22 protein-coding genes are annotated in these 21,573 nt (G+C 71.9%); 14 read left to right on the top strand and 8 right to left on the bottom strand.

What is annotated here, in order from left to right; all coding sequences use genetic code 11:
* Window positions 1-247 precede the first annotated feature (247 nt).
* Window positions 248-634 carry a sporulation protein gene (locus ABT367_RS01375; protein ID WP_352248322.1) on the bottom strand — a complete coding sequence of 129 codons (387 nt, stop codon included), beginning with the start codon at window positions 632-634 and terminating at the stop codon, window positions 248-250.
* A gap of 228 nt (window positions 635-862) precedes the next feature.
* Between ABT367_RS01375 and ABT367_RS01370 the strand changes: the two genes are divergently transcribed.
* From ABT367_RS01370 to ABT367_RS01355, 4 genes are all read left to right on the top strand, one after another.
* On the top strand, window positions 863-2,671 hold the full coding sequence (locus ABT367_RS01370) for a protein kinase domain-containing protein (RefSeq protein ID WP_352248320.1): 1,809 nt from the start codon (window positions 863-865) through the stop codon (window positions 2,669-2,671).
* 100 nt (window positions 2,672-2,771) lie between these two features.
* A complete protein-coding gene (locus ABT367_RS01365) occupies window positions 2,772-3,215 on the top strand; it encodes a hypothetical protein (RefSeq protein ID WP_352248318.1) in 444 nt (147 codons plus the stop codon).
* Between the two features lie 126 nt (window positions 3,216-3,341).
* Window positions 3,342-4,529 (top strand): PLP-dependent cysteine synthase family protein, encoded by a 1,188-nt coding sequence (locus tag ABT367_RS01360; protein ID WP_352248316.1) that lies wholly within the window; start codon window positions 3,342-3,344, stop codon window positions 4,527-4,529.
* Entirely contained in the window at window positions 4,526-5,776 is a 1,251-nt protein-coding gene (locus ABT367_RS01355) for an MFS transporter (protein ID WP_352248314.1), read from the top strand. The genes ABT367_RS01360 and ABT367_RS01355 overlap by 4 nt, the downstream gene beginning before the upstream one ends.
* A gap of 88 nt (window positions 5,777-5,864) precedes the next feature.
* Here the strand turns inward: ABT367_RS01355 and ABT367_RS01350 are convergent, their stop codons facing one another.
* Both ABT367_RS01350 and ABT367_RS01345 read right to left on the bottom strand, forming a co-directional pair.
* The gene (locus tag ABT367_RS01350) at window positions 5,865-6,920 is read right to left on the bottom strand and encodes a hemolysin family protein (protein ID WP_352248312.1); all 1,056 of its coding nucleotides are present in this window, start codon (window positions 6,918-6,920) and stop codon (window positions 5,865-5,867) included.
* Entirely contained in the window at window positions 6,917-8,263 is a 1,347-nt protein-coding gene (locus tag ABT367_RS01345; RefSeq protein ID WP_434975372.1) for a hemolysin family protein, read from the bottom strand. Before ABT367_RS01345 ends, ABT367_RS01350 begins: the two co-directional genes overlap by 4 nt.
* A 271-nt stretch (window positions 8,264-8,534) precedes the next feature.
* On the opposite strand from ABT367_RS01345, the gene ABT367_RS01340 reads away from it, so the two are divergent.
* The 8 genes from ABT367_RS01340 (at window position 8,535) to ABT367_RS01305 (ending at window position 14,715) form a co-directional block, all read left to right on the top strand.
* Window positions 8,535-9,188 carry a maleylpyruvate isomerase family mycothiol-dependent enzyme gene (locus ABT367_RS01340; RefSeq protein WP_352248310.1) on the top strand — a complete coding sequence of 218 codons (654 nt, stop codon included), beginning with the start codon at window positions 8,535-8,537 and terminating at the stop codon, window positions 9,186-9,188.
* Window positions 9,189-9,273: 85 nt separating this feature from the next.
* Window positions 9,274-9,747, top strand: a complete 474-nt coding sequence (locus ABT367_RS01335) for a hypothetical protein (RefSeq protein WP_434975371.1) — start codon at window positions 9,274-9,276, stop codon at window positions 9,745-9,747.
* Window positions 9,748-9,896: 149 nt separating this feature from the next.
* Window positions 9,897-10,427, top strand: coding sequence for a hypothetical protein (locus tag ABT367_RS01330; RefSeq protein ID WP_352248308.1), 531 nt, complete (start codon window positions 9,897-9,899; stop codon window positions 10,425-10,427).
* Window positions 10,428-10,638: 211 nt separating this feature from the next.
* Complete coding sequence (locus tag ABT367_RS01325) at window positions 10,639-11,157, top strand: hypothetical protein (protein ID WP_352248307.1); 519 nt, start codon at window positions 10,639-10,641, stop codon at window positions 11,155-11,157.
* Between the two features lie 92 nt (window positions 11,158-11,249).
* A complete protein-coding gene (locus ABT367_RS01320; RefSeq protein ID WP_352248305.1) occupies window positions 11,250-12,092 on the top strand; it encodes a DUF4097 family beta strand repeat-containing protein in 843 nt (280 codons plus the stop codon).
* 128 nt (window positions 12,093-12,220) lie between these two features.
* Window positions 12,221-13,213: an ATP-binding cassette domain-containing protein gene (locus ABT367_RS01315; RefSeq protein WP_352248303.1), complete on the top strand. Its 993-nt coding sequence runs from the start codon at window positions 12,221-12,223 to the stop codon at window positions 13,211-13,213.
* Entirely contained in the window at window positions 13,210-14,034 is an 825-nt protein-coding gene (locus ABT367_RS01310; RefSeq protein ID WP_352248301.1) for an ABC transporter permease, read from the top strand. The genes ABT367_RS01315 and ABT367_RS01310 overlap by 4 nt, the downstream gene beginning before the upstream one ends.
* 102 nt (window positions 14,035-14,136) lie before the next feature.
* Window positions 14,137-14,715: a DM13 domain-containing protein gene (locus ABT367_RS01305; protein WP_352248299.1), complete on the top strand. Its 579-nt coding sequence runs from the start codon at window positions 14,137-14,139 to the stop codon at window positions 14,713-14,715.
* Between the two features lie 146 nt (window positions 14,716-14,861).
* On the opposite strand, the gene ABT367_RS01300 is transcribed toward ABT367_RS01305, so the two are convergent.
* Window positions 14,862-15,176, bottom strand: a complete 315-nt coding sequence (locus tag ABT367_RS01300; RefSeq protein WP_352248297.1) for a DUF6191 domain-containing protein — start codon at window positions 15,174-15,176, stop codon at window positions 14,862-14,864.
* A 97-nt stretch (window positions 15,177-15,273) separates the two neighbouring features.
* Here ABT367_RS01300 and ABT367_RS01295 point away from each other — a divergent pair, with 97 nt between their 5' ends.
* Window positions 15,274-15,435, top strand: coding sequence for a hypothetical protein (locus ABT367_RS01295; RefSeq protein WP_165335970.1), 162 nt, complete (start codon window positions 15,274-15,276; stop codon window positions 15,433-15,435).
* 109 nt (window positions 15,436-15,544) lie between these two features.
* Here the strand turns inward: ABT367_RS01295 and ABT367_RS01290 are convergent, their stop codons facing one another.
* A complete protein-coding gene (locus ABT367_RS01290; RefSeq protein WP_352248294.1) occupies window positions 15,545-16,327 on the bottom strand; it encodes an SURF1 family protein in 783 nt (260 codons plus the stop codon).
* Window positions 16,328-16,729: 402 nt separating this feature from the next.
* On the bottom strand, window positions 16,730-18,538 hold the full coding sequence (locus ABT367_RS01285) for a S9 family peptidase (protein ID WP_352248292.1): 1,809 nt from the start codon (window positions 18,536-18,538) through the stop codon (window positions 16,730-16,732).
* Window positions 18,539-18,663: 125 nt separating this feature from the next.
* On the opposite strand from ABT367_RS01285, the gene ABT367_RS01280 reads away from it, so the two are divergent.
* Window positions 18,664-19,047, top strand: coding sequence for a nuclear transport factor 2 family protein (locus ABT367_RS01280; RefSeq protein WP_352248290.1), 384 nt, complete (start codon window positions 18,664-18,666; stop codon window positions 19,045-19,047).
* Window positions 19,048-19,167: 120 nt separating this feature from the next.
* Here the strand turns inward: ABT367_RS01280 and ABT367_RS01275 are convergent, their stop codons facing one another.
* Together ABT367_RS01275 and ABT367_RS01270 are read right to left on the bottom strand one after the other, a co-directional pair.
* Entirely contained in the window at window positions 19,168-20,499 is a 1,332-nt protein-coding gene (locus tag ABT367_RS01275) for a hypothetical protein (protein WP_352248288.1), read from the bottom strand.
* Entirely contained in the window at window positions 20,496-21,206 is a 711-nt protein-coding gene (locus tag ABT367_RS01270) for a SigE family RNA polymerase sigma factor (protein WP_434975370.1), read from the bottom strand. The genes ABT367_RS01275 and ABT367_RS01270 overlap by 4 nt, the downstream gene beginning before the upstream one ends.
* Between the last annotated feature and the right edge of the window lie 367 nt (window positions 21,207-21,573).

Raw genomic sequence — 21,573 nt, 5'->3', positions numbered from 1 at the left:
TCTCTCCTGCAGGCATCGGTTCTCGCCGGGAGCGACGGCGGCCCCGGCACGGCTGGCGGTCACGCGCTCGGTGACCCCGCGGCACGGAAGCGGGACGGCAGCAGACCAACCCCACGATCATACGGCCCTGTGTGCGGACGGCCCACGGTCAGGTGACCGCCCCAGCGGCGGCCTGCGGTCCGGCCACCGCCCCCCAGCGGCGGCCCGCGCTCCGGTCACCGCCCCCAGCGGCGGCCCGCGAGTCCGGTCACCGCCCCCAGCGGCGGCCGGCGAGACGGCGGGCCAGGGCGGGGACGGCCGCGCCCACCGCGAAGGCGGCCAGTGGGGCGGCGAGGGTCTTCCACGGAGGGCGCAGGGGCTTGTACGTGGCGGAGCCGTTCCTGATCTCGATGAAGCCGCGCGGGCGGGCTCCGGCAACCGCGCCGATGCCGCCGAAGTCGTAGGTCTCGGCGACCGGGATGACCGTGACGCCCTCATGCACGACCGGCTCGCCATAGGCGGCGGTCACCAGGGGCCGCCCGGCGGCCGGTTCGGCTGCCGTGACCGGGTCGACTGCCTCGGCCGGGTCGACTCCCTCGGCCGGTTCGACCGCCTTGCCCGGTTCGGGCTCCGGAGCCTCGTTCGGCGTGATCATCGGGAGCCTTTCGGGCAGGGAAAGCGGTGGCCGGGTGCGTGAACGGGCGGAGGTGCGCGTGGCGCACAGTGTGTCAGCCGGTCCGGGAGCGGGACCAGGTCCCCCTCGCCCCCGGCGAAGAGCTCACCGGGAGCACCGGACGCTCCTTCACCACGCGCCTCAACACCGTTTATCCTCAACGGCGTTGCGCCGGGACCAGGCGCGCGAAAACGGGGGAGCCAGACCAACATGAGCACTGCGAACGGGGACGGGCGCGGCGAGCGGGACGCCGGGCAGGACGGCGTGGACGGCTTCGACGGCGGGATCAAGCCGCTCGCCGCGAGCGATCCCCCGCGGATCGGGCCGTATCTGCTGCTCGGCCGACTGGGCGCCGGCGGGATGGGGCGGGTGTTCCTGGCGCGGACGGAGCGCGGGCGTACCGTCGCCGTGAAGGTCGTCCATGAAGAGCATGTGTCCGACCCGCAGTTCAGGGCGCGGTTCCGCCAGGAGATCGAGGCGGCCGGGCGGGTCGGCGAGCGGTACACGGCGCCGGTGCTCGACGCCGGCCCCGACGACGAGCCGCCGTGGGTGGCCACGGGCTATGTGGCCGGGCTCTCGCTGGAGCAGGTCGTACGGATGCACGGACCGCTGCCCCCCTCGTCCGTGCACACCCTGGCAGACGGCCTGCTGCACGCACTCGCCGACATCCACGCGGCAGGGCTCGTGCACCGCGACCTCAAGCCGTCCAACGTGATGCTGACCGTGGACGGCACCAAGGTCATCGACTTCGGGATCGCCCGGGCGCTCGACGCGTCCGTCTCCTCCCTGCTGACCAGTACGGGGATGGCCGTCGGCTCGCCCGGGTTCATGTCCCCGGAGCAGATACAGGGGCAGCGCGCGGGGGCGAAGAGCGATGTGTTCACCCTCGGCTGCGTCCTGACGTACGCGGCGACCGGGCAGTTGCCGTTCGGGCAGGGGGCGAGCAATCAGCATGCCGTGATGTACCAGATCGTGGAGGGCGAGCCGGATCTGACGGGGATCGAGGATGCCGCGCTGCGGGCGCTGATCACGCGGTGCCTGGCCAAGGATGCCGAGCGGCGGCCCGGTGTCGACGAGCTCCTCGCCGATCCCGGGCGGCCACGGCCCACCACGGCGCGCGGCACCTGGCTGCCCGCGCCCGTCGTCGCCCATCTCGCCCAGCAGTCCGCGCAGTTGCTCGATGCCGAGGCCACGCCCCTGCGGGAGGAGCCGGCCGCGGCGGGCGGCGCCGTCGACCAGGCGACCGTCGGGCTGCGGCCGCGGCAGCCCGGCGCGTCCGCCGACACCAGTACGCGCGAGGAGCGGCCGCGCCGGCGGCGCACCCTCCTCGTCCTGCCCGTCGTCGCCGTACTCGCCGTCGGCGGCGGAACGGTCGCACTGCTCCAGCCCTTCGGCGACGGCGGCGACGAGACCCGTACGCAGCCGCCGGGCAGCAGCGCGAGTGCGACACCTGGAGACGGTGATTCCTCCGGTACGCCCAGCAGTTCGCCCTCCGGAAAGCAGAAGGAGAAGGGCGGGGACGACGGGAAGGACGAGGACGGAGCGAAGGACCCCAAGGGCAGCGAGCAGCCGGACGGCCAGGAGAGCGGCGGCAGTTCACAGGAGCCGGACAGCGGGGGCGGCACCCCGACGGGTGACGGGTCCGGCGGCGGTTCCGCCGACGGCGGTGGCTCATCCGACGGCGGCGCGTCCGGTGGCGGCTCCTCCGAGGGTTCCCCGCCGCCCGCCCTCACGGCCTACAAGCTCGAGTACGTCCACGGCTGCGTCGGCTCCTGCGACATGCCCATCAAGGTGAGCTGGTCCGCGATCCCCCGGGCGACCCGGTACGACATCCACTACACCAACACGGGCAGCAACTTCACCGAGAAGAACGTCGACACCACATACTCCACCGGCGCCACCAGCTACACCATCAACGGTCCGTTCTCCGGAGACGAAATCTGCGTCACGGTCCGCGCGGCCAACACGCACGGCCCCTCCGCCTGGGCGGAGAAGTGGTGCGACACGGTGGCCTACTGAGGCGGCGGGCGGCGGTGTGAGCGGGGCCAGCGGGCGCACGTACGGGCGAACCGCAGCCCGCGGACGTGACCTCGCGTAATCACCGAATTACGATCAGTGCGTGATCGAGTCGTGGTGGACGGCCTTGGCAGGGGCGATGCGGCAAGGCCGTCTCGTGCTCGTGCCGCTGCTCGCCGTGCTGATCACCGCGCATCTGGCGAGTGCCGCGCACAGTGCTCCGTTCGCCGGGCCGCATGGGGCGCATGGTCCGCATCCCGGCATCGTCGCCGTCTGCCCGCCCGGTCATCACGCGCCGGCCGGTCCGCAGCAGGCCGCGCTCGTACCGGGTCCCGCGCACGATCACGACGAGGGTGAGCACGTCGACCACTCGGTGGACCGGCCGCGCGATCCGGGCGCACAGGAGCTCTCCGCGCCGGCGCTGCCCCTCCTCGCTCCCCTCACCCCGTCCGCCCGGTGCCCGCTGCCGTCCCCTGCGGCGGTGGACCATACGGGACCGCCGGGCCGGGGCGGCGAACGGTCCTCGCTCTGCGTCTGGCGGCAGTAGCCGCGCCCCGCATCCCACCTCCCGTATACGAGCCGGGAGTTCACGGGATGCGTCCGCGCGACCCCGACCTGCCGATCCCGTGCTCAGCGCGCCTGGCGCCGCCGCAGCACGTAGGAGCCGTACGCCATGAAGCCCACCCCCCGCCTGCACGAACTGTGTGACGACCCTCGCGACGACCTCACCCCCGAGGACTTCGCCCCCGGACCCCCGCATCCGGCCATCGGCCGGACCTCCCCCTCAGGGGCCGCGGCGCCGGTCGTCGCCCGCCGCCCTGCCCAACTGGTCGGAAACACCCCGGTGTTGTGGATCGACCGCCCCTTCGCCCCGCCCGGCCGCGGGTTCTTCGCCAAGCTCGAAGGCGCCAACCCCGGCGGTATCAAGGACCGTCCAGGCCTGCATATGATCCGCGAGGCGCGGCGCCGCGGTGCGCTGCGGCCCGGTGCGCCCGTGGTCGAGTCGTCCAGCGGGACGCTCGGGCTCGGGCTCGCGCTGGCCGGGCTGACGTACGGGCATCCGGTCACCGTCGTCTCCGATCCCGGGATGGAGCCGGCGATGGTCCGGCTCCTGACCTCGCTCGGCGCGCGGGTCGACCGGGTGGACCGGCCGCATCCGGCCGGCGGCTGGCAGGAGGCCCGCCGGGCCCGGGTCGCCGAACTCCTGGCCGCGCAGCCGGGTGCGTACTGCCCGGACCAGTACAGCAATCCCGACAATGTCGCCGCGTACGGACCCCTCGCCGCCGAACTCACCGCACAGCTCGGCCGGATCGACACCCTCGTGGTGGCGGTCGGCACCGGCGGGCACTCCGCCGGGATCGCGGCGGGCCTTCGCCGGCACTCCCCCGGCCTGCGGGTGGTCGGTGTGGACTCGGTCGGCTCGGCCATCTTCGGACAGCCCGCGGCGCCCCGGCTGATGCGCGGGCTCGGCTCCAGCATCCATCCGGCGAACGTGGATTACGGCGCGTTCGCGGAGGTGCACTGGGTGGCGCCCGGTGAAGCGGTGTGGGCCTGCCGCGAGTTGGCGCGCCGGCACTACGCCTCGGGCGGCTGGAGCGTGGGCGCGGTCGCGCTGGTGGCCGGGTGGGTGGCCCGTACCTCACCGCCGGGGACACGGATCGCGGCCGTGTTCCCCGACGGGCCGTACCGCTATCTGGAGACGGTCTACAACGACAACTGGTGCACGGAACAAGGGATTTGGGACCTGGCGCCACCCCCGGGCCCCGAGGAGATCGCCACGCCCGACGAGCGCGTGGTGACGGGGTGGACGCGGTGCGGACAGGTCCGCGACCCCCTCGCGCGTACGGCAGGTGTGCGGTGAAGGGGCTCCGCGAACAGGTCGCGTCCTTCGACCCGGCCGTACGCCTCCTGATGGTCAATCAGTTCGCCATCAACCTGGGCTTCTACATGCTGATGCCCTATCTCGCCGACCACCTGGGCCATGGACTCGGGCTCGCCGCCTGGGCGGTGGGTCTGGTGCTCGGCGTACGGAATCTGTCGCAGCAGGGGATGTTCCTGGTCGGCGGGACGCTCGCCGACCGCTACGGGTGCAAGCCGATGATCCTGACCGGGTGCGCGCTGCGCACCGTGGCCTTCGCGCTGCTCGGCTTCGCCCAGTCGCTGCCCGCGCTGATCGTCGCGTCGGCGCTGACGGGTCTCGCGGGCGCGCTGTTCAATCCGGCGGTACGGGCGTACTTGGCGGCCGAGGCGGGTGAGGAGCGGCGGGTGGAGGCCTTCGCCACGTTCAACGTCTTCTACCAGGCCGGGATCCTGGTCGGCCCGCTCGCCGGACTCGCTCTCCTGGCCTGGGACTTCAGGGCCGTGTGCGCGGCGTCGGCGCTCATCTTCGGTGCCTTGGCGCTGCTCCAGGCGCGGGCGCTGCCCGGCAGGGCGCCGCAGGACCGCGGCGCCGAACCGGCCTGGCGTGCGGTCCTCGCCGACTGGCGGTCGATCGTGGCGAACCGGCCGTTCCTGCTGTTCGCGGTGGCCATGTCCGGCAGTTACGTCCTGGCCTTCCAGGTGTACCTCGCGCTGCCGCTGCGGACACGGGAGCTGTTCGGCGAGCGCACGGGCGTGGTGACGGGCGCCGTGTTCGCCGTGTCCGCGCTCGCCGCGCTGTCCGGGCAGTTGAGGCTGACGGCCTGGGCGAAACGGACCCTGTCCGGGCCGCGGGCCATCGCGTGGGGACTCGCGATGATGGGCGCCGCGTTCCTGCCGCTCCTTTACGACGGGCCCTTCGTGTACGGGGTGCTGAGTCTTGCCCTGTGCGCCGCGCTGCTCGCGTGGGGCGGGGCGCTGCTCTATCCGTTCGAGATGGACACCGTGGTCAGGCTGTCCGGCGAACGTCTTGTCGCCACGTACTACGGCGCGTACAACACCGCGTCGGGCCTCGCGATCGCGGCCGGGAACCTGGCGGTGGGCGCGCTGTTCGACACGGGCGTGGCCTGGCTTCCCTGGGCGGCCCTCGCCACAACGGGCGCCCTGTGCGCGGCCGCGATCACAGCCCTGGCCCACACCGGCCATCTCCTCCCCGACCGCCCGAAGTCTCCCCTCACGTCCGTCGGATAGCTCGGCAGGGGGACCGATTGTCCTGCGTGATGTCCGCTATGGGTGGTTACGCAAAGACAATCGGTCCCCCGGCGCCAGTCGGTCCCCGTCAGACGGTGGGCTCCAGGAGGCGGGACAGGAGGTCGTCCAGGCTGACCAAGCCCGTCAGGTGGCCCGTTCCGTCGCGGACGACCGCGAGGGTGGCTCGGTGGTGGCGGAGGGTTTCGACGGCGTCGGCGATCGTGTCGGTGGCGGCGAGTTCCGGTACCGGGCGGGCCAGTTCGCGGGCCGTCGGGGTGCGGCCCTGGGCGCGGGAGACCAGGGCGTCACGGGCGTGCACAGAGCCGAGCACCGCCGTGTCACCGAGAACCGCCCGGCCGTCGCCGAGTACCGCCGGACCGTCCAGGACCAGGAGGCGGGTGCGGTCGTGCGCCGAGGCGACCTCGAGGATCTCGTCGACACCGGCCGCGGCCCGTACGGAAGTGATCCGGTCCGCGGGCGTCTGGAGCGCGCCGACCGGGGTCAGCGGCTCGGTGAGCGAGCTGGTGATCAGGCCGGAGTCGGTCTCGCTGATCAGGCCGAGGCGTTCGGACTCCTCGACCAGATGGGTCAGTTGCTCGCGGTTGTGGACCGAGGCGAGCTCGTCGCGCGGGGTGACACGGCACAGCCGTACGAGCGCGTTGCTCACCGCGTTGAGCACCCGGATCACCGGGCGTACGGCCTTGACCAGCGCGCGGAAGGGCGGGGTGAGCAGCATCGCCGAGCGTTCGGGGTGGGCGATGGCCCAGGACTTGGGGGCCATCTCGCCGAGCACCATGTGCAGGAACACCACGACGATCATGGCGACGGCGAACGCGATGCCGTAGCTGAGGCCGGAGGGCAGCCCCAGCTTCTCCAGGAGCGGGTCGAGTTCGTGCGAGATCGCCGGCTTGGAGATCGCGCCGAGGCCCAAGGTGCACAGGGTGATGCCCAGTTGGGCGCCCGCGAGCATCAGGGACAGCTCGCGCATGCCCGCGAGCGCGGACTTGGCGCCGCGCTGCCCCTGGGCCGCGGCCTGTTCCATACGGTGCCGTTTGGCGGCGACCAGGGCGAACTCGGCGGCCACGAAGAAGCCGCTGCCGACCAGGAGCAGAAGCGTGACGAAGAGGGCCATGGGGAAGCTCATGCCGTGACCTCCTCGGGCTCGGTGGCGTCGGGGGCCGGGACGCGCTCGATCCGTACGCGCTCGGGGACATGGCGGTCCAGACGGAGGACCGCGATCTCGGCGCCCGACCCGTCTGCGAGGGCGACCGTGAGCCGGTCGCCGATGGCCGGGAAGCGGCCGAGGCGGTCGATGACCAGGCCGGCCACGGTGTCGTAGTCGTCCTCCTCGGGCAGCTCGATCCCGGTGGCGTCGGCCACCTCGTCGAGCCGGCGACCCGCGTCGACCAGCCAGCCGGCGCCGTCCGCGACGGCCGGCTCCACCACCGCGTCGGACTCGTCCGCGATATCGCCGACGAGCTCCTCCGCGATGTCCTCGTATGTGACGATGCCCGCCACACCGCCGTGCTCGTCGAGCACGACGGCGAACTCGTCGTCCCGCTCCCTCATCTGCGCGACCGCGCCCGGCAGGGGCAGCGTGTCGGGCAGCAGCAGGGGGCGGCGGGCCAGTTCGCCCGCGGTGGTGCGCTCGAAGCGCGCGGCGGGCAGCCGCATCAGCTCCCGTACGCCGAGCACCCCGGCCACGTCGTCGGGGTGGTCGCCCAGCACGGGGTAGTTGGAGTGCCCGTACTTGCCGATCAGGGCCACCGCCTCGGCCGCGGTCGCGTCCCTGCGGACGAAGACGGCGTCCGCGCGCGGCACCATCACCTCGTCCACGGTGCGCTCGGAGAAGTCCAGGGCGTGGTCGAGGAGTTCGGCGGTCGCCTCCGGCAGATGGCCGTGCTCATGGGACTCGCCGATGAGGTGGCTCAGCTCCTCGAGGGTGGCGCCGTGGTGGAGCTCCTCGACCGGTTCGATGCCGATCCTGCGCAGGATCCGGTTGGCCGCGCCGTCGAAGATCCGCACGATCGGTCCGACGACCTTCAGATACGCGAGGGTCGAGGCGGAAAGGGACTTGGCGAGGCGTTCGGGGACGGCGAGGGCCAGGTTCTTGGGGGCCAGCTCGCCGATGACCATCTGGAGCACGGTGGCGACCACGAAGCCGGCCACGACGGAGATCACGGAGACCGCTCCGCCGGAGAGCCCCGTGCCCTCGAGAGCCGGACCCAGGAGGCCGGACACGGACGGTTCGGCGAGGAAGCCGACGACCAGACCCGTGACGGTGATGCCCAGCTGCGCGCCGGACAGCATGAACGACAGCTTCCCGAGGACCTTCACCGCCCGGGCCGCGCGCTTGTCGCCCGCCTCGGCCTCGCGGGCCAGGGCGAGACGGTCGGCTGCCACGTAGGCGAATTCCTGGGCGACGAAATAGCCGGTGCCGGCCGTCAGGACGAGCACGGCGAGCAGGCCGAGCACGGAGCTCAGCATCGGTCACCGCCACGGGGGCGGGGGTTGGTACTGGGAGGCTCACCCATCGCGGGCTCTTGGCTCCTTCTCTCTGCGGAGACTCTTTGTGCGGACACTTCTCCACCTACTGTAAAGGAATCGCAAAGAAGCGCATGGGCGCAGGGATCCCGGGCCCGACGTCGATGATTTTCCGGTGCGGCGGCGGTCCGGCCTGTGAGCTCGCCTGCCGGCCGAGGCAGGTGAGCGCGAGACCGGTCCTCACGGAAGGTCCCGGATGACGGAAGGTGCCCGGATGACGGAGCAGAAGCGGCCGCCGAGCCGTGACGTATGGCCGTTGATCCATGCCGAACGGGCCGCGCTGGCCGATGACCTCGCAGGCCTGGACGCCGAGGGATGGGCCACGCACTCGCTCTGCACCGAGCTGACGGTACGGGAGGTCCTGGCGCATCTGACCGCCTCCGCGCGGCTGACGCCGGTGAGCTGGCTGGCGGGCGTGCTGCGCTGCCGGTTCGACTTCGACAAGCAGGTGGCGATGCAGCTGGAGCGGCAGCTCGGGGCGGATCCGGTGGAGACACTGGAGCGGTTCCGGCGGTCGGTCACCAGTACGCGCAAGCCGCCGCTTCCGGCGATCGCGATCCTCGGCGAGACGGTCGTGCACGGCGAGGACATCCGGCGGCCGCTGGGCATCCGTCACGGCTATCCCATCGCCACGCTCACGGCGGTGGCCGAGTACTACCGGGGCACGGATCTCGTGGTGCTCGCGAAGGGCCGGCTCGGCGGACTGCGCCTGGTGGCCGACGACGGTCCCTTCGCGACGGGAACAGGGCGGCTGGTCACGGGCAGCACCCTGGCGCTGGTGATGGCGATGACCGGCCGGGTCGCCTACTGCGACGAGCTGGCGGGGGACGGGGTGGAGGTGCTGAGGGAGCGGGCCGGCATGCGGTGAGGCGGGGGCTGCCGACTGCCCGGGTATCGGCCTGAGGTCTGTCCACGTCCGGCCGTCGTTCTGAGTACCTGCGCAGAGAGCCCGGATGAGTATCCGTACGGTGGTCGCGCGCACCGCCGGCGGGGACGCTGGGGACATGCACAAGAACCTCTCCGCCCCCGCCCGCCAGGTGATCGCCACGCTCGCCCTTGCCGCGCTGACCGCAGGCGCCTGGGCCGCCTGGCTCGGCTGGGACCAGCGGCGCGATGTGCACCCCGACGGCTCGACGACCGGGCCGTACGAGGCATGGCAGGTGGTCGGTCTGGTGCTGACCCTGCTCGCGCCGCTGTACTGGGCGGCAACGCGCCGCCACCCCGCCGTTCCCGTCGTCGGCATCACCGCGGGGCTGACCGCCGCCGCCTTCTACGACTGGTCGGACGACGCCAGCGGCCTGTTCATGGTCGGCGTGACGATGATCCTGGCCGGCAGCCTCGCCGTGACCTCCGCCCTGTCCGCCGTGCTCGTGTCCGCCAAGAGGCCCGGGGGACCCCAGGGACCGGCCCTGCAGTGGGGCGGCTGACCAACCGTCCGTGCGTTCTCGCGCACCGGTGGCCGAAGTCCCTTCCCGGGACCGGGACTTGACTCCCGTACGAGAAAAGGCCCCCGGGCAGGCCGGTCCGGTGGCACCCTCGCGCCCGCCATGGCGCCACACGCGCCATAATTGGCGTCATGGACCTCACGCCGTATGTGGACACCCTCCGCCAGGAGCTCGCGACCGCCGCCGACGCCGCAGGCCCCGAGGCGCGCGATCTGGCCGAGCGGCTGTCCGCACCGCTGGAGTCGGCGACCCGGCTGACCCTCCTGCACGCCCTGTCGGCGGCGATGGACGAGGTCACCCGTGAGCTCGCGCCCGGTTCGGTGGACGTACGGCTGCGCGGGCTCGACCCCGAGTTCGTGGTGACGGCCCCGCCCTCGTCGGAGCCGGCATCCCAGGTGCCCGCGCCGCCGCAGGCCCCGCTGCCCCCGGCGCCGCCGGTCGCGCCCGAGGCCGACGACGGTTCGATGGCGCGCATCAACTTCCGGCTTCCGGCGCACCTCAAGACCCGGGTCGAGGAGGCCGCGGCGCGCGACAGCCTGTCGGTCAACGCCTGGCTCGTCCGCGCCGCATCCCAGGCCATCAGCCCGGCACCTCGCCAGGAACAGCCCGCCACGCACCACTCGCGCGGGGTCGGCCAGGGGTTCACGGGGTGGGTCGGCTAGCAGTCCGCGGGACGGCCGAGCAGTCAGCGAAGGATCGGCCGAGCACGCATCCAAAGCCCCCGGCCGCCGCATTCAATGCGGCGGCCGGGGGCTTTTTTGTTTCCTGCGCACGGCGCATGACCTGCACAGACGCCCCCAGCTGGCACCACATAGCGCCATCCCGCGCCACGACCGCTTGACATGGCGCCACACATGGCGCCATAGTGGCGTCATGAACCTCACGCCGTACGTCGACACCCTCCGCCAGGAGCTGGCGACCGCCGCCGAGACGGCCGGGCCCGAGGCCCGCGCCATGGCCGAGCGGCTCACCTGGCCGCTCGAGTCCGCGGCCCGGCTCGCGCTGCTCAACGCGCTGTCGGACGCCATGGCCGAGGTCACCCGCGAGCTGGCGCCGGGCTCCGTCGGTGTACGGCTGCGGGGGACCGACCCCGAGTTCGTGGTGAGCACGCCCCAGCCGTACGAGGCCGAGCGCCCCACCGCACCGACGACGCACGCGCCGCCCGTCTCGCCCGACCCGGCCGCCCTCCTGGACGGCGACGACAGCGGCACCGCCCGGATCAACCTCCGGCTGCCCGCCCACCTCAAGGCGCAGGCGGAAGGGGCCGCCACCCGCGACGGACTCTCGCTCAACGCCTGGCTCGGCCGCGCCGTGGCCGCCGCCCTGGCCCCGCCGCCGCCCGTCCCGCACCATCCCGACCACCCGCGGGACTTCACCGGCTGGGCCGGCTAGAGCGCCCGCACCGCGCCGCGGCCACCCCACAGACTTCGCACGGCTTCACACCCCGCTTCCCACCGACTTCGCACCGTAAGGACGGACCCGAGATGACCAGTTACGAGACCCCCGGCCCCATCACCCTCTCCGTCGAGGGCGACATGGTGAACCTGCGGATCACCGCGAGCGAGCGCACCGACACCACCGTCGAGGTGACGCCGACCAACGACGCCAACGACCGCGACGTACGCACCGCACAGAACACCCAGGTCACCTTCTCCGGCGGCCGGCTGCTCGTGAAGGCCCCCAAGTCGCGGTCCGTGTTCAACAAGTCCGGCGGCATCGACGTGGTCGTCGAGCTCCCGGCCGGCTCCGCCCTGGGCAGCAACGCCTCGATGATCTACATCGACGGCCAGGGCCGCTTCGGGGACATCACGGTCAAGACCTCGATGGGCAACATCCAGCTCGACGAGGTCGGCAACGCGAACATCAAGACCGGCTTCGGCGATATCCGCGTCGACCGGGCGAGCGGCAGCGACCACCAGTTCATCTCCGGCACGGGCCGGATCGACCTCGGTGAGATCGACGGCTCCGCGACCGTGAAGAACAGCAACGGCGACAGCGCCGTCGGCGACATCACCGGCAATCTGCAGGTCAAGTCCGCCAACGGCCGGATCTCCGTGGGCAGTGCGCACGCCGATGTGCAGGCGACCTCGGCGACCGGCGGCATCCGGATCGGACGGGTCGAGCGCGGCCAGGTCCGGTTCGAGACCTCGGTCGGCCAGCTGGAGATCGGTATCGCCGAGGGCACGGCCGCCTGGCTCGACGTGAGCACCAAGGGCGGCGCCGTACGCAACTCGCTCGGCACGGGCACCGGACCGGACGCCTCCAAGCAGACCGTCGAGGTGCGCGGCCGCACCTCGGTCGGCGACGTGATCATCCGCCGCGCCTGATCCCCGTACGACCCGGACACTCCGACCGGCAGCGACCGGAACCAACCAGCACCCAGCGGCACCGACCGACTTAGACAACAAGCCACTTCACCACCACCCCCTTACCCCAGCACAGGAGGCAGGCTGTCATGAGCACATCCACTGTTGCTCCCGCCGCCATCACCGCCATCGGTCTACGGAAGTCGTACGGAGACAAGATCGTGCTCGACGGGATCGATCTGACGATCCCGGAGGGCAGCATCTTCGCCCTGCTCGGTCCGAACGGCGCCGGCAAGACCACCACCGTGGAGATCCTCTCCACCCTGATCGCCGCGGACGGCGGCGAGGCGCAGATCGCCGGATACGACATGGTCCGCCAGGCCGCGAAGGTACGCCGGTCGATCGGTGTCACCGGGCAGTTCTCGGCCGTGGACAACCTCCTCACCGCCGAGGAGAACCTGATGCTGATGGCCGACCTCAGCCATCTGCCCAGGGCCGAGGGCAAGCGGCGCGCTGCCGATCTGCTCGCGCGCTTCGACCTCACCGAGGCCACGCACAAGACGGCGGCCACGTTCTCCGGCGGTATGCGGCGCAAGCTGGATCTGGCGATGACCCTGGTCGCGAGCCCCGGCATCATCTTCCTCGACGAGCCGACCACCGGGCTCGACCCGCGCAGCCGGCGCACCATGTGGCAGCTCATCCGCGACCTCGTCGGCCAGGGCACCACGATCTTCCTCACCACGCAGTATCTGGAGGAGGCCGATCAACTCGCCGACCGCATCGCGCTGTTGGACCACGGGCGGCTGGTCGCCGAGGGCACCGCCGAGGAGCTCAAGCGGCTGATCCCCGGCGGACACGTCAGGCTGCAGTTCACGGACGCGGCCCAACTCGCCGCCGCGGCGGATGTGTTCGGGGTCGCCACCAGCGACGAGGAGTCGCTCACGCTGCAGATCCCCAGCGACGGCTCGACCGCCAATCTGCGCTCCATCCTCGACGTCCTCGACACCACCCAGGTGCACGCCGAGTCGCTGACCGTGCACACCCCCGATCTGGACGACGTCTTCCTGACCCTCACGGGCCGCCCCAAGGACGACGGCGCCACCCTCCCCCACCCGTCGCAGTCGAAGGAGTCGGCCCGATGAGCACCGCGACCCTCGCCCCCGCCGAGCCGGCGCCCGCCCGCTCGACCGCCGTGCGCGACTCGATGACGATGCTGCGCCGCAACCTCAAGCACATGCAGCGCTATCCGGCGATGACGGTCTCGATCCTCGTGATGCCGCTGCTGTTCCTGCTGCTCTTCGTGTACGTCTTCGGCGGCGCGATCGGCACGGGCACCCTCGGCCCGGGCACCACGCGCGGGGACTACATCAACTATCTGGTGCCCGGCATCATCGTGATGACCGCGACCTCAGGGGCCGTGGCCACCGCGGTGTCGGTCTGCACCGACAAGACGGAAGGCATCATCAACCGCTTCCGTACGATGTCGATCTCCCGGGGCGCCATGCTCAGCGGGCATGTGCTCGGCAGCACGATCCAGGTCACGGCCGTGCTCGCCCTGATCACCGGTGTCTCCGTCGCGATCGGCTTCCGTCCGAACGCCTCGCTCGTCGAGTGGATCGCCGCCGCCGGACTGCTGATCTTCCTGGCCCTCGGCCTGAGCTGGCTGTGCGCCGGCATGGGCATGAACGCCAAGACCGTGGAGTCCGCGTCCAACGGACCGCTGCCGCTGACGCTGCTGCCGCTCATGGGCAGCGCGGTCGTGGACCCCGATTCGATGCCGGTCGGACTGCGCTGGTTCGCCGAGTACCAGCCCTTCACCTCGATCAACGAGACCGTGCGCGGGCTGCTCATGGGCGGCGAGATCGGCAGCAACGGCTGGATCGCGCTCGCCTGGTGCACCGGGCTCACCCTCTTCGGGTACTGGTGGGCGCTGCGGGCGTACAACAAGACCACCAAGCGGTGACGGAAGTCTTACGTCACCGCAGCACGGGGACCGGGCCGGCCGCTCCTGCCGTTGGATACGGCAAGGGCGGCCGGTTCGGTCGTGTATGGCTGGGAGGTCGCGATGTCTCGTATACGGAAGATCCTGACGCCGAAGGTCGTGGTGAGCGGACTGGTGCTCGGCGCGGTCCTTGCCGGGTTCGGTCTTTACTGGTTCCAGCCGTGGAAACTGTTCCAGGACGAAACGGTGAACGAGGCGCTGCCGGGGGGCGTGAGCTCCCCCGTGGCGAGTGCGCCTGCCACGCGGGCGCCCGGGGAGAGTTCGCCGTCCGCGAGTGCGCCCGCCGCGCCGAGGACGCTGGCGCGGGGCGAGTTCATCAGCCACGAGCACGGGACGAGCGGCTCGGTGCAGGTGCTCGAACTCGCCGACGGTTCACGGGTGCTGCGGCTGACCGATCTGGAGACCAGCAACGGTCCGGATCTGCACGTTTGGATCAGCGACGCACCGGTCAAGGAGGGCGTCGGCGGCTGGCGGGTCTTCGACGACGGTGAGCATGTGGGCCTCGGCAAGCTCAAGGGGAACAAGGGCAGCCAGAACTACGCGATCCCGGCCGGGGTGGACCTGGAGGAGTTCGGGAGCGTGGCGATCTGGTGCGACCGGTTCGATGTGTCCTTCGGGGCTGCGGAGCTGGTGCGGGCCTAGGAGGGTCGTCCGGTGTCCGTCCAGTGTTCGTCCGGTGTTCGTCCGGTGGGCAGCGCCTGGGAGGGGGTGCGGCTCGTGCCGCTGGACGGGGCCTGGGGAGGGGGCGGCTCGTGCCGCTGGACGGGGCCTGGGGAGCGGCTCGTGCCTCAGAGCGCCGGGCGCCGGATCACTGCCGTGCCGCCGTCGAGGTCCACGATGCTCCGGTTCGGCGGTGCGCCGTCGTCCTCGTCGTCCGGCAGCACCAGGGCGGTCTCGCGCTCCTTGAGCTCGTTCTGCTTGCCCGGGGACAGAGCGCCGTGCAGCTGCTCGAAGCCGGTGGCCGACACCTGCCCGGTCCGCGCTCCGTTGCGCCACGGGAGCATGCCCGCACGGCCGGCCCGGAGCAGCAGCTGATCCACGAACGCGATCACGATGAGCAGCATGACGAGGCCCGGCAGCGTCACCATCACGACGAATCCCATGGGGCCAGTGTCTCCTGTTGCGCCAAGTGGCCGAACCCCTGGAGCGGGGGGAAAGTGGAGGACGTATGCCAGTCCGGCGCAAGGAGGAGAGTGGATCATGGCCAAGCATGCCCACGACCACCCCAAGGACCCCCAGCACTCGAAGATCTCCGCGGCACAGGCGCGCTCCAAGAGCACCAAGCCCGATGTGCAGTCGATCAGCGCGAAGACCAGAGGGCTGCAGCAGAAGGCCCAGTCCCGCCGTCAGGGCAACCGCTGATCCCGGCGTCGCCCGCGCACACCGGAGCCCCGGCCCTTTCCGGCCGGGGCTCCGGTGTGCGCGGGGTCCGTCTGTCGGGCGCGCGTGGGCGTCCGTCCGACGGGCCGCCTTACCCGACCGGCGAACCGTCCGGCTGCGCGGCCGGGTCCGCCAGGCCCAGCTCCGCGTCCCGTGCGAACTCGATCTCCCGGCGCAGCAGCCGGAACCACATGAAGAGCACGAAGCCCGCGAAGATGAACCACTCGCCGGTGTAGCCGAGGTTCTGGAAGGCCTTGAGGTCGAGGCCCGTGCCCTGAGGTGCCTTCGGGGGGACCGTGCGCAGGCCGTCGGAGGCCTGGTCGGCGGTGATCCACGCGTCGTAGACGTCGTACGGGACCAGGTTCACGAGCGAGGCCGCGCTGATCATGCCGAGCTGGCCGGAGGGCAGACCGCCGGCGGCGCTCACTCCCGCGCCGCCCGCGCTCTCCGATGCCTGGAGCGAACCGGTCAGCGTGGCCTCGCCGGTCGGTGCGGACGGTGCCTTCTCGCCGGCCGGGAGCCAGCCGCGGACCACGGGGACCGCCTTGCCGCCGTCCGTCTTGAGCAGACCCAGGACGTAGAAGCCGCGCTTTCCGTCGAGCTCGCGGTCGGGCACGGTGAACTGGTCGGCCCAGACGCCGGTCACCTCGGCGCGCTTGCCGGAGGTCTCCCCGGTGACCGGGAGCAGTTCGGTGAGGGGGGTGGCCGCGCCCTTGCCCGCCTGCTCGCTCTGCTTCTCCGCGGTGCGGTGGCCCTCGACGCGGTCCTCGAAGCGGCCGAGCTGCCATGAACCCATGAAGATGCAGAAGGGGATGGCGAGGAGGACGAAGACGTTGATGCCCCACCAGCGTGGCGTCAGCAGGAAGCGGTACACGTCCTCCACGGTACGGCCCTCTGTGCGTGCGTTCGGTCCCGGGTCCCGGACCCCGCCCCTTCTCCGGGTCCCGCCCTCGCCTCCGGGCCCCGGCCCTCGTCTCCGGGTTCCGCCCTCGCCTCCGGGCCCGGGCCCCCGTCTCCGGGTCCCGCCCCGGGGGTGGCTCCTGCCTCGGGTCCGGCGTCTTCCTCTGCGGTCTCGGGGTGGGGCGGCGCCTGCGGCGGGCCTTCTCCCCCGCCCCGCCCCTTCCCGAAACCGGGGGCTCGCCCCCGGACCCCCATCACAAGGCACCCAGTGCGTGGGTGGCCCGCGGGGGCTCCGCCCCCGGACCCCGGCGATCCGGATCTCCTCAATCGCCGCAGAGGGCTCGGATTGCCGGACCGGCCGGGATTGCCGGACGAGCTAGTTCAGATGCCGCTGCGCGAACTCGATCTCCAGTCGAACCTGCTTGATGCGTTCCTCCACCACCAGGGAGCCGTGGCCCGCGTCGTAGCGGTAGACCTCGTGGATCGCTCCGCGGGATGCGAGGCGGTTCACGTAGTTGTCGATCTGGCGGATCGGGCAGCGTGGGTCGTTGACGCCCGCCGCGATGTAGACCGGGGCCTTCACCGCGTCCACGTACGTGAGCGGTGACGAGGCCTCGTACCGCTCCGGGACCTCCTCCGGCGTGCCGCCGAGGAGCGTGCGGTCCATCGCCTTCAGGTTCTCCATCTCGTCGTGGTACGCCGTCACATAGTCCGCGACCGGGACCGAGGCCAGGCCCAGGGACCAGGCGCCCGGCTGGGTGCCGAGGCCCAGAAGCGTGAGGTAGCCGCCCCAGGACGCGCCCGCGAGGACCAGGCGGGAGGGGTCGGCCAGACCGGAGTCCACCGCCCATTCCCGTACGGCCGCGATGTCCTCGAGCTCGATCAGGCCCACCCGGTGCTTCAGGGCGTCGGTCCACTCCCTGCCGTAGCCGGTCGAGCCGCGGTAGTTGATCCGGACGACCGCATAGCCGTGGTCCACCCAGGCCGCCGGGCCCGCGGCGAACTCGTCGCTGTCGTGCCAGGTCGGACCGCCGTGGATGTCGAATACCGTGGGGAACGGGCCGTCGCCGGCCGGGCGCTGGACCAGGGCGTGGACCCTGCCGCCGGGGCCGTCGACCCAGACGTCCTCCACCGGCACCGACCCGGGCGCCTTCATACCGGGCGGGTCGAGCACGACCCTGCCCGTCGTGGAGCGGACCGCGGGCGGGACCGCCGCCGACGACCAGAGGTACTCGACGGTCCCGTCGGGGCGCGCCGTGGCGCCGCCCACCGAGCCGGGCGGGGTGTCGATCCGGATCAGCTCGCGCGAGGAGAGGTCGAAGCGGTACAGCTCGCTGCGCGCCTCGAAGCTGTGGCCGACGAGCAGTCCTGAGCCGTCCGGATACCACTCGGCGCTCACGTCGCCCGGCAGGTCGAGGGTCAGATCGGTCTGCTCGCCCGTGGTCACGTCCCAGATCAGGGGCTCCCAGCGGCCCCGGCGCTGATGCCCGACGAGGAGCCGGGTGTCGCCGTCCACCGGCGCGAAGCCGAGAACCTCGAGGCCCAGCTCCTCGGTGCCGCCCTTGGAGTCGTCCAGCTCCGCGACCGCGGATCCGTCGAGGCGCACGATCCGCAGCGCCGCGTGCATCGCGTCGCCGTGCTCGGTGTGCTCGACGGCGATCAGCGTGCCGTCGTGGGAGAGGTCGCCGACTCCGGCCGACTCCTGATGCCGGTAGATCTCGACGGGCGCTCCCCCGTCCCGTACGACGTGGATCGTCGTGCCTTCGTCGTCCGTCGACCGGCCCACGACCACCACCGAGCCGTCGCGGCCGAGGGCGAGGCCCGCCGGGTAGGAAGGGTCGAGCCCGGGGACGGCCGGCTCGTCCGCGCCGCCTTCGAAAGGCTGGCGCATCCACACCCCGAACTCGTCGCCGTCGGTGTCCGCGAACCACCAGACCGCCCGCCCGTCCGGGGTGAGCACGCCATCCGTCGTGCCGTTGGGCCGGTCCGTCACCTGGCGCTGCTCACCGCTGTCCCGGTCCCAGGCGTAGAGCTCATACGTCCCGGTCGCATTGGACACGAACAGCGCGCGCTGCGGTGCATCCTCGGCCCAGTCGGGCAGGGAGACGCGCGGGGCGCGGAAGCGCTGCTCCCAGACGGGCAGGTCGGAGGAGGACTCGGCGGGGGTGCGGGCGTCGTCGTTCATGCCCCCATCAAAGCCGATCGCGGCGATTCCCGTGCGGCCTGTGGATAACTCCCGACCCACCGCCGCCTCACGCGGATACTCGCAGGTGGGGTGGCGTTGTCAGTGGCGGCGTGCAGACTGCGGGCATGACCTCATCCACCGGACTGCGCAAGGCAGTTGAGACGTACTGGGCCGCGGCCGAGGCCCGTGACTGGACGGCGTTCGGGGAGACGCTCGCGGACGATGTGGTGTACGAGATGCCGCAGTCCCGTGAGCGGATCCGCGGCAAGGAGCGCTATCTGCAGTTCAACCGGGAGTACCCGGGCGACTGGCATGCCCAGGTCCTGCGCATCGTGGCCGAGGGCGATGAGGCGGTGAGCTGGATCCTGATGCGGGAGGGCATCAAGGAGAGTTACGCGGTCAACCTGTTCACGGCCGACGCGGAGGGACGCATCGTGGCGATCACCGACTTCTGGCCGGAGCCGTACGAGCCGCCGGCCGGCCGGGAGCACTTGACGGAGCGGTACTAAGACCGGCCGCGGCACGGCTCCCCGACCTTCGGGCGAGGAGCACGGGCCGGTCGAGTGGCGAGGAGCACCGGCCCATCGAGCGGAGAGCACGGCTCCCCGAGCACACCGGGCGGATCGCGCCTACGACGCCGGCATCGCCCCGGTCTTGTAGATCGTGCCCGCGCACGCGTTGGGGATCGTCACATCGACGGTCGGCGCACCCGGCTCGGCGGTGTGCGTGAGCAGGACGCTGCCGTCCTGGGTGCCGCCCTCCTCGGTGGCGAGCTGCGTCTCGAGCTCCGAGCCGGTCTGGCCCGAGCCGCCCGTATCCCCGTTGTTCTCGCTCGGTGAGGGGTCGGGCGAGGGCTCCACGCTGGGACAGGAGTCGGAGGGCACCCAGGCGAACTGCACCTGGTAGGCCTGGCCGGGCTTGAGCACGACCGCGGAGGGCTCGGTGGACGGCGCGGGCAGACCGCTCGCCGGGTCACCCGCCGCATGGTCCGCGACGCTGATCCTGGAGTCCGAGGCCGCGCCCTGCGCAGTGCGGGTCACGCTGCCGGAGCCGCCGACCGTGCAGTCGACGGTGGACTGGTTGGAGACCGTGAAGGCTCCGTAGACCGTCCCGTCGGGGTGCGCGGCACCGGTGGTCGCGGTGGGCGATCCCAGCATCGACGCATCGCACACCGGAGCGTTGGCGATCACCTCACCGGAGGGGCTGGTGCCGACGGTGGCGCCGCCGGACTCGGTCTCGCCCTTCTCCTTCTCGTCCTTCTCCTTCTCGTCCTTCTCCTTCTCGCCGTCCTGGCCCGGCTCCTTGTCGCTCCCGCCGCCCACGGACCCGGCGCCCTCGTCGGAGCCGTCCTCGCCCGGCACGGCGGAGGAGTCGCCGGCGCTGGTGAGGTTGTCGTCGGACGCCGGTGAGCTCGCGACGTGGAAGAGAGCCGGCACCGCGGTGCCGATCAGAAGGGCCGCCGCCGCCATCCCCACGACGGCCTGCCGCTTGCGGGCCCGGCGGGCGGGGACGGCACGGCGCAGATGGGCGAGCGCGTCGTCCGAGGGTGCGATGTCCTGCACCGCGCCGCGCATCATCCGGCGCAGAGCGAGCTCGTCGGGACCGAGCTCCGCCTGCGGGGAGTGCTGCGCCTTGTGCTGCGGAAAGTCCTGGGGCAGGTCCTGTGCGTCCTGCCCTCGCTGGTTCGGGTCGTTCTCGGGGCCGCTCGCGCCGTTCACCGTTCCGTACCCACCATGCTGTTGATGCTGTCCGTGCTGCCCGTGCTCGTGGTCGCGCCCCGCCCAGGACGCGCCTCGTTCGTCGCGCCCCGCCCAGGGCGCATCGCGTTCGCCGCGCCCCGCCCAGGACGCGCCACGTTCCTCGCGGCCCCGGCCGGTGCGGCCCCGACCGTACCGGCTGTCCGGGCCCCGCGCCTCATCGGGGCGCCCGCCCGGTCCGTGGCCGTCTCGGTGCTCGCTCATGCGGGTGCCTCCATGGCGACGCGCAGCGCCGCGATCCCGCGTGAGCCGTAGGCCTTGACCGAGCCGAGCGAGAGGCCGAGCGTCTCGGCGACCTGCGCCTCGGTCATGTCCGCGAAGTAGCGGAGCACCAGGACCTCGCGCTGGCGGCGCTGCAGGCCCCGCATCGCCTTGATCAGGGCGTCGCGCTCCAGCTGGTCGTACGCCCCCTCCTCCGCGCTCGCCATGTCGGGCATCGGCTTCGACAGAAGCTTCAGGCCGAGGATGCGGCGGCGCAGGGCGGACCGCGAAAGGTTCACCACGGTCTGCCGCAGATACGCGAGCGTCTTCTCGGGTTCGCGCACGCGCTTGCGCGCGGAGTGCACACGGATGAACGCCTCCTGGACCACGTCCTCGCAGGAGGCCGTGTCGTCGAGGAGCAGCGCCGCGAGTCCGAGCAGGGAGCGGTAGTGCTGTCGGTAAGTCTCGGTGAGGTGGTCGACGGTGGTGCCCGCAGCAGCGGTGGCGTCGGTGCCCGCAGCCATGACGTCGTCAGCGCCGTCGCGCGCGCTGGGTATGCGGGCAGGCTGCGTCGCCGGCATGGGGGCGATCACCGGCATGCCGCTGTCGTTGGAGCGGTTCCTTGGCGGACCGCCGGCCACGGCAGGCCGTGGACGCCGCTGCGTCCGCGGTCCCGCGAGGGCCATGGAGAACTCGAGTACCTCTGCCACGCCTGTTGGACACGCTTCCCCCCGTCAGGGTTGTACGTGTGTGGCATCACGTTTGTGGCGGATTTCGCCCCTGCCGTGGTGTCGGATGCCGTCATACGTACCAGCTCTTCCCCTATGCCCCATTTTGCTGCGGCGCTTGAAGAGGGCGACCGCATAGACGCTCCCCGCCATGTGCTCGGTTGCACATCGACGGGGAGGAATTCCGGACGCCCCCGGGCAGGTCAGTCGCACTGGACTGGACCTGCGGTCCGCACACACAACTTACACAGAAGTTACGCCGGACGAGGAGGGTGGAGGGTGGCCGAAGTGCCGTTTAAAACGGGCATTTTGGTCTGATACCTGCTCAGCCGCTGAACTTTCGGATTCA

This window comes from Streptomyces mesophilus (genome assembly GCF_040300965.1).
Lineage (GTDB): Bacteria > Actinomycetota > Actinomycetes > Streptomycetales > Streptomycetaceae > Streptomyces > Streptomyces mesophilus_A.
The sequence above is the reverse complement of the archived record's forward strand: the minus strand, read 5'-3'. Positions and strand labels throughout refer to the sequence as shown.

Coding starts and splice junctions, on each gene's coding strand:
- ABT367_RS01320 (WP_352248305.1), top strand. CDS start 11,250: ATGACCAGTTACGAGACCCCCGGCCCCATCACCCTCTCCGTCGAGGGC.
- ABT367_RS01340 (WP_352248310.1), top strand. CDS start 8,535: ATGACGGAGCAGAAGCGGCCGCCGAGCCGTGACGTATGGCCGTTGATC.
- ABT367_RS01330 (WP_352248308.1), top strand. CDS start 9,897: ATGGACCTCACGCCGTATGTGGACACCCTCCGCCAGGAGCTCGCGACC.
- ABT367_RS01360 (WP_352248316.1), top strand. CDS start 3,342: ATGAAGCCCACCCCCCGCCTGCACGAACTGTGTGACGACCCTCGCGAC.
- ABT367_RS01300 (WP_352248297.1), bottom strand. CDS start 15,176: ATGGGATTCGTCGTGATGGTGACGCTGCCGGGCCTCGTCATGCTGCTC.
- ABT367_RS01375 (WP_352248322.1), bottom strand. CDS start 634: ATGATCACGCCGAACGAGGCTCCGGAGCCCGAACCGGGCAAGGCGGTC.
- ABT367_RS01325 (WP_352248307.1), top strand. CDS start 10,639: ATGAACCTCACGCCGTACGTCGACACCCTCCGCCAGGAGCTGGCGACC.
- ABT367_RS01280 (WP_352248290.1), top strand. CDS start 18,664: ATGACCTCATCCACCGGACTGCGCAAGGCAGTTGAGACGTACTGGGCC.
- ABT367_RS01370 (WP_352248320.1), top strand. CDS start 863: ATGAGCACTGCGAACGGGGACGGGCGCGGCGAGCGGGACGCCGGGCAG.
- ABT367_RS01310 (WP_352248301.1), top strand. CDS start 13,210: ATGAGCACCGCGACCCTCGCCCCCGCCGAGCCGGCGCCCGCCCGCTCG.
- ABT367_RS01335 (WP_434975371.1), top strand. CDS start 9,274: ATGAGTATCCGTACGGTGGTCGCGCGCACCGCCGGCGGGGACGCTGGG.
- ABT367_RS01305 (WP_352248299.1), top strand. CDS start 14,137: ATGTCTCGTATACGGAAGATCCTGACGCCGAAGGTCGTGGTGAGCGGA.
- ABT367_RS01285 (WP_352248292.1), bottom strand. CDS start 18,538: ATGAACGACGACGCCCGCACCCCCGCCGAGTCCTCCTCCGACCTGCCC.
- ABT367_RS01315 (WP_352248303.1), top strand. CDS start 12,221: ATGAGCACATCCACTGTTGCTCCCGCCGCCATCACCGCCATCGGTCTA.
- ABT367_RS01345 (WP_434975372.1), bottom strand. CDS start 8,263: ATGCTGAGCTCCGTGCTCGGCCTGCTCGCCGTGCTCGTCCTGACGGCC.
- ABT367_RS01350 (WP_352248312.1), bottom strand. CDS start 6,920: ATGAGCTTCCCCATGGCCCTCTTCGTCACGCTTCTGCTCCTGGTCGGC.
- ABT367_RS01275 (WP_352248288.1), bottom strand. CDS start 20,499: ATGAGCGAGCACCGAGACGGCCACGGACCGGGCGGGCGCCCCGATGAG.
- ABT367_RS01295 (WP_165335970.1), top strand. CDS start 15,274: ATGGCCAAGCATGCCCACGACCACCCCAAGGACCCCCAGCACTCGAAG.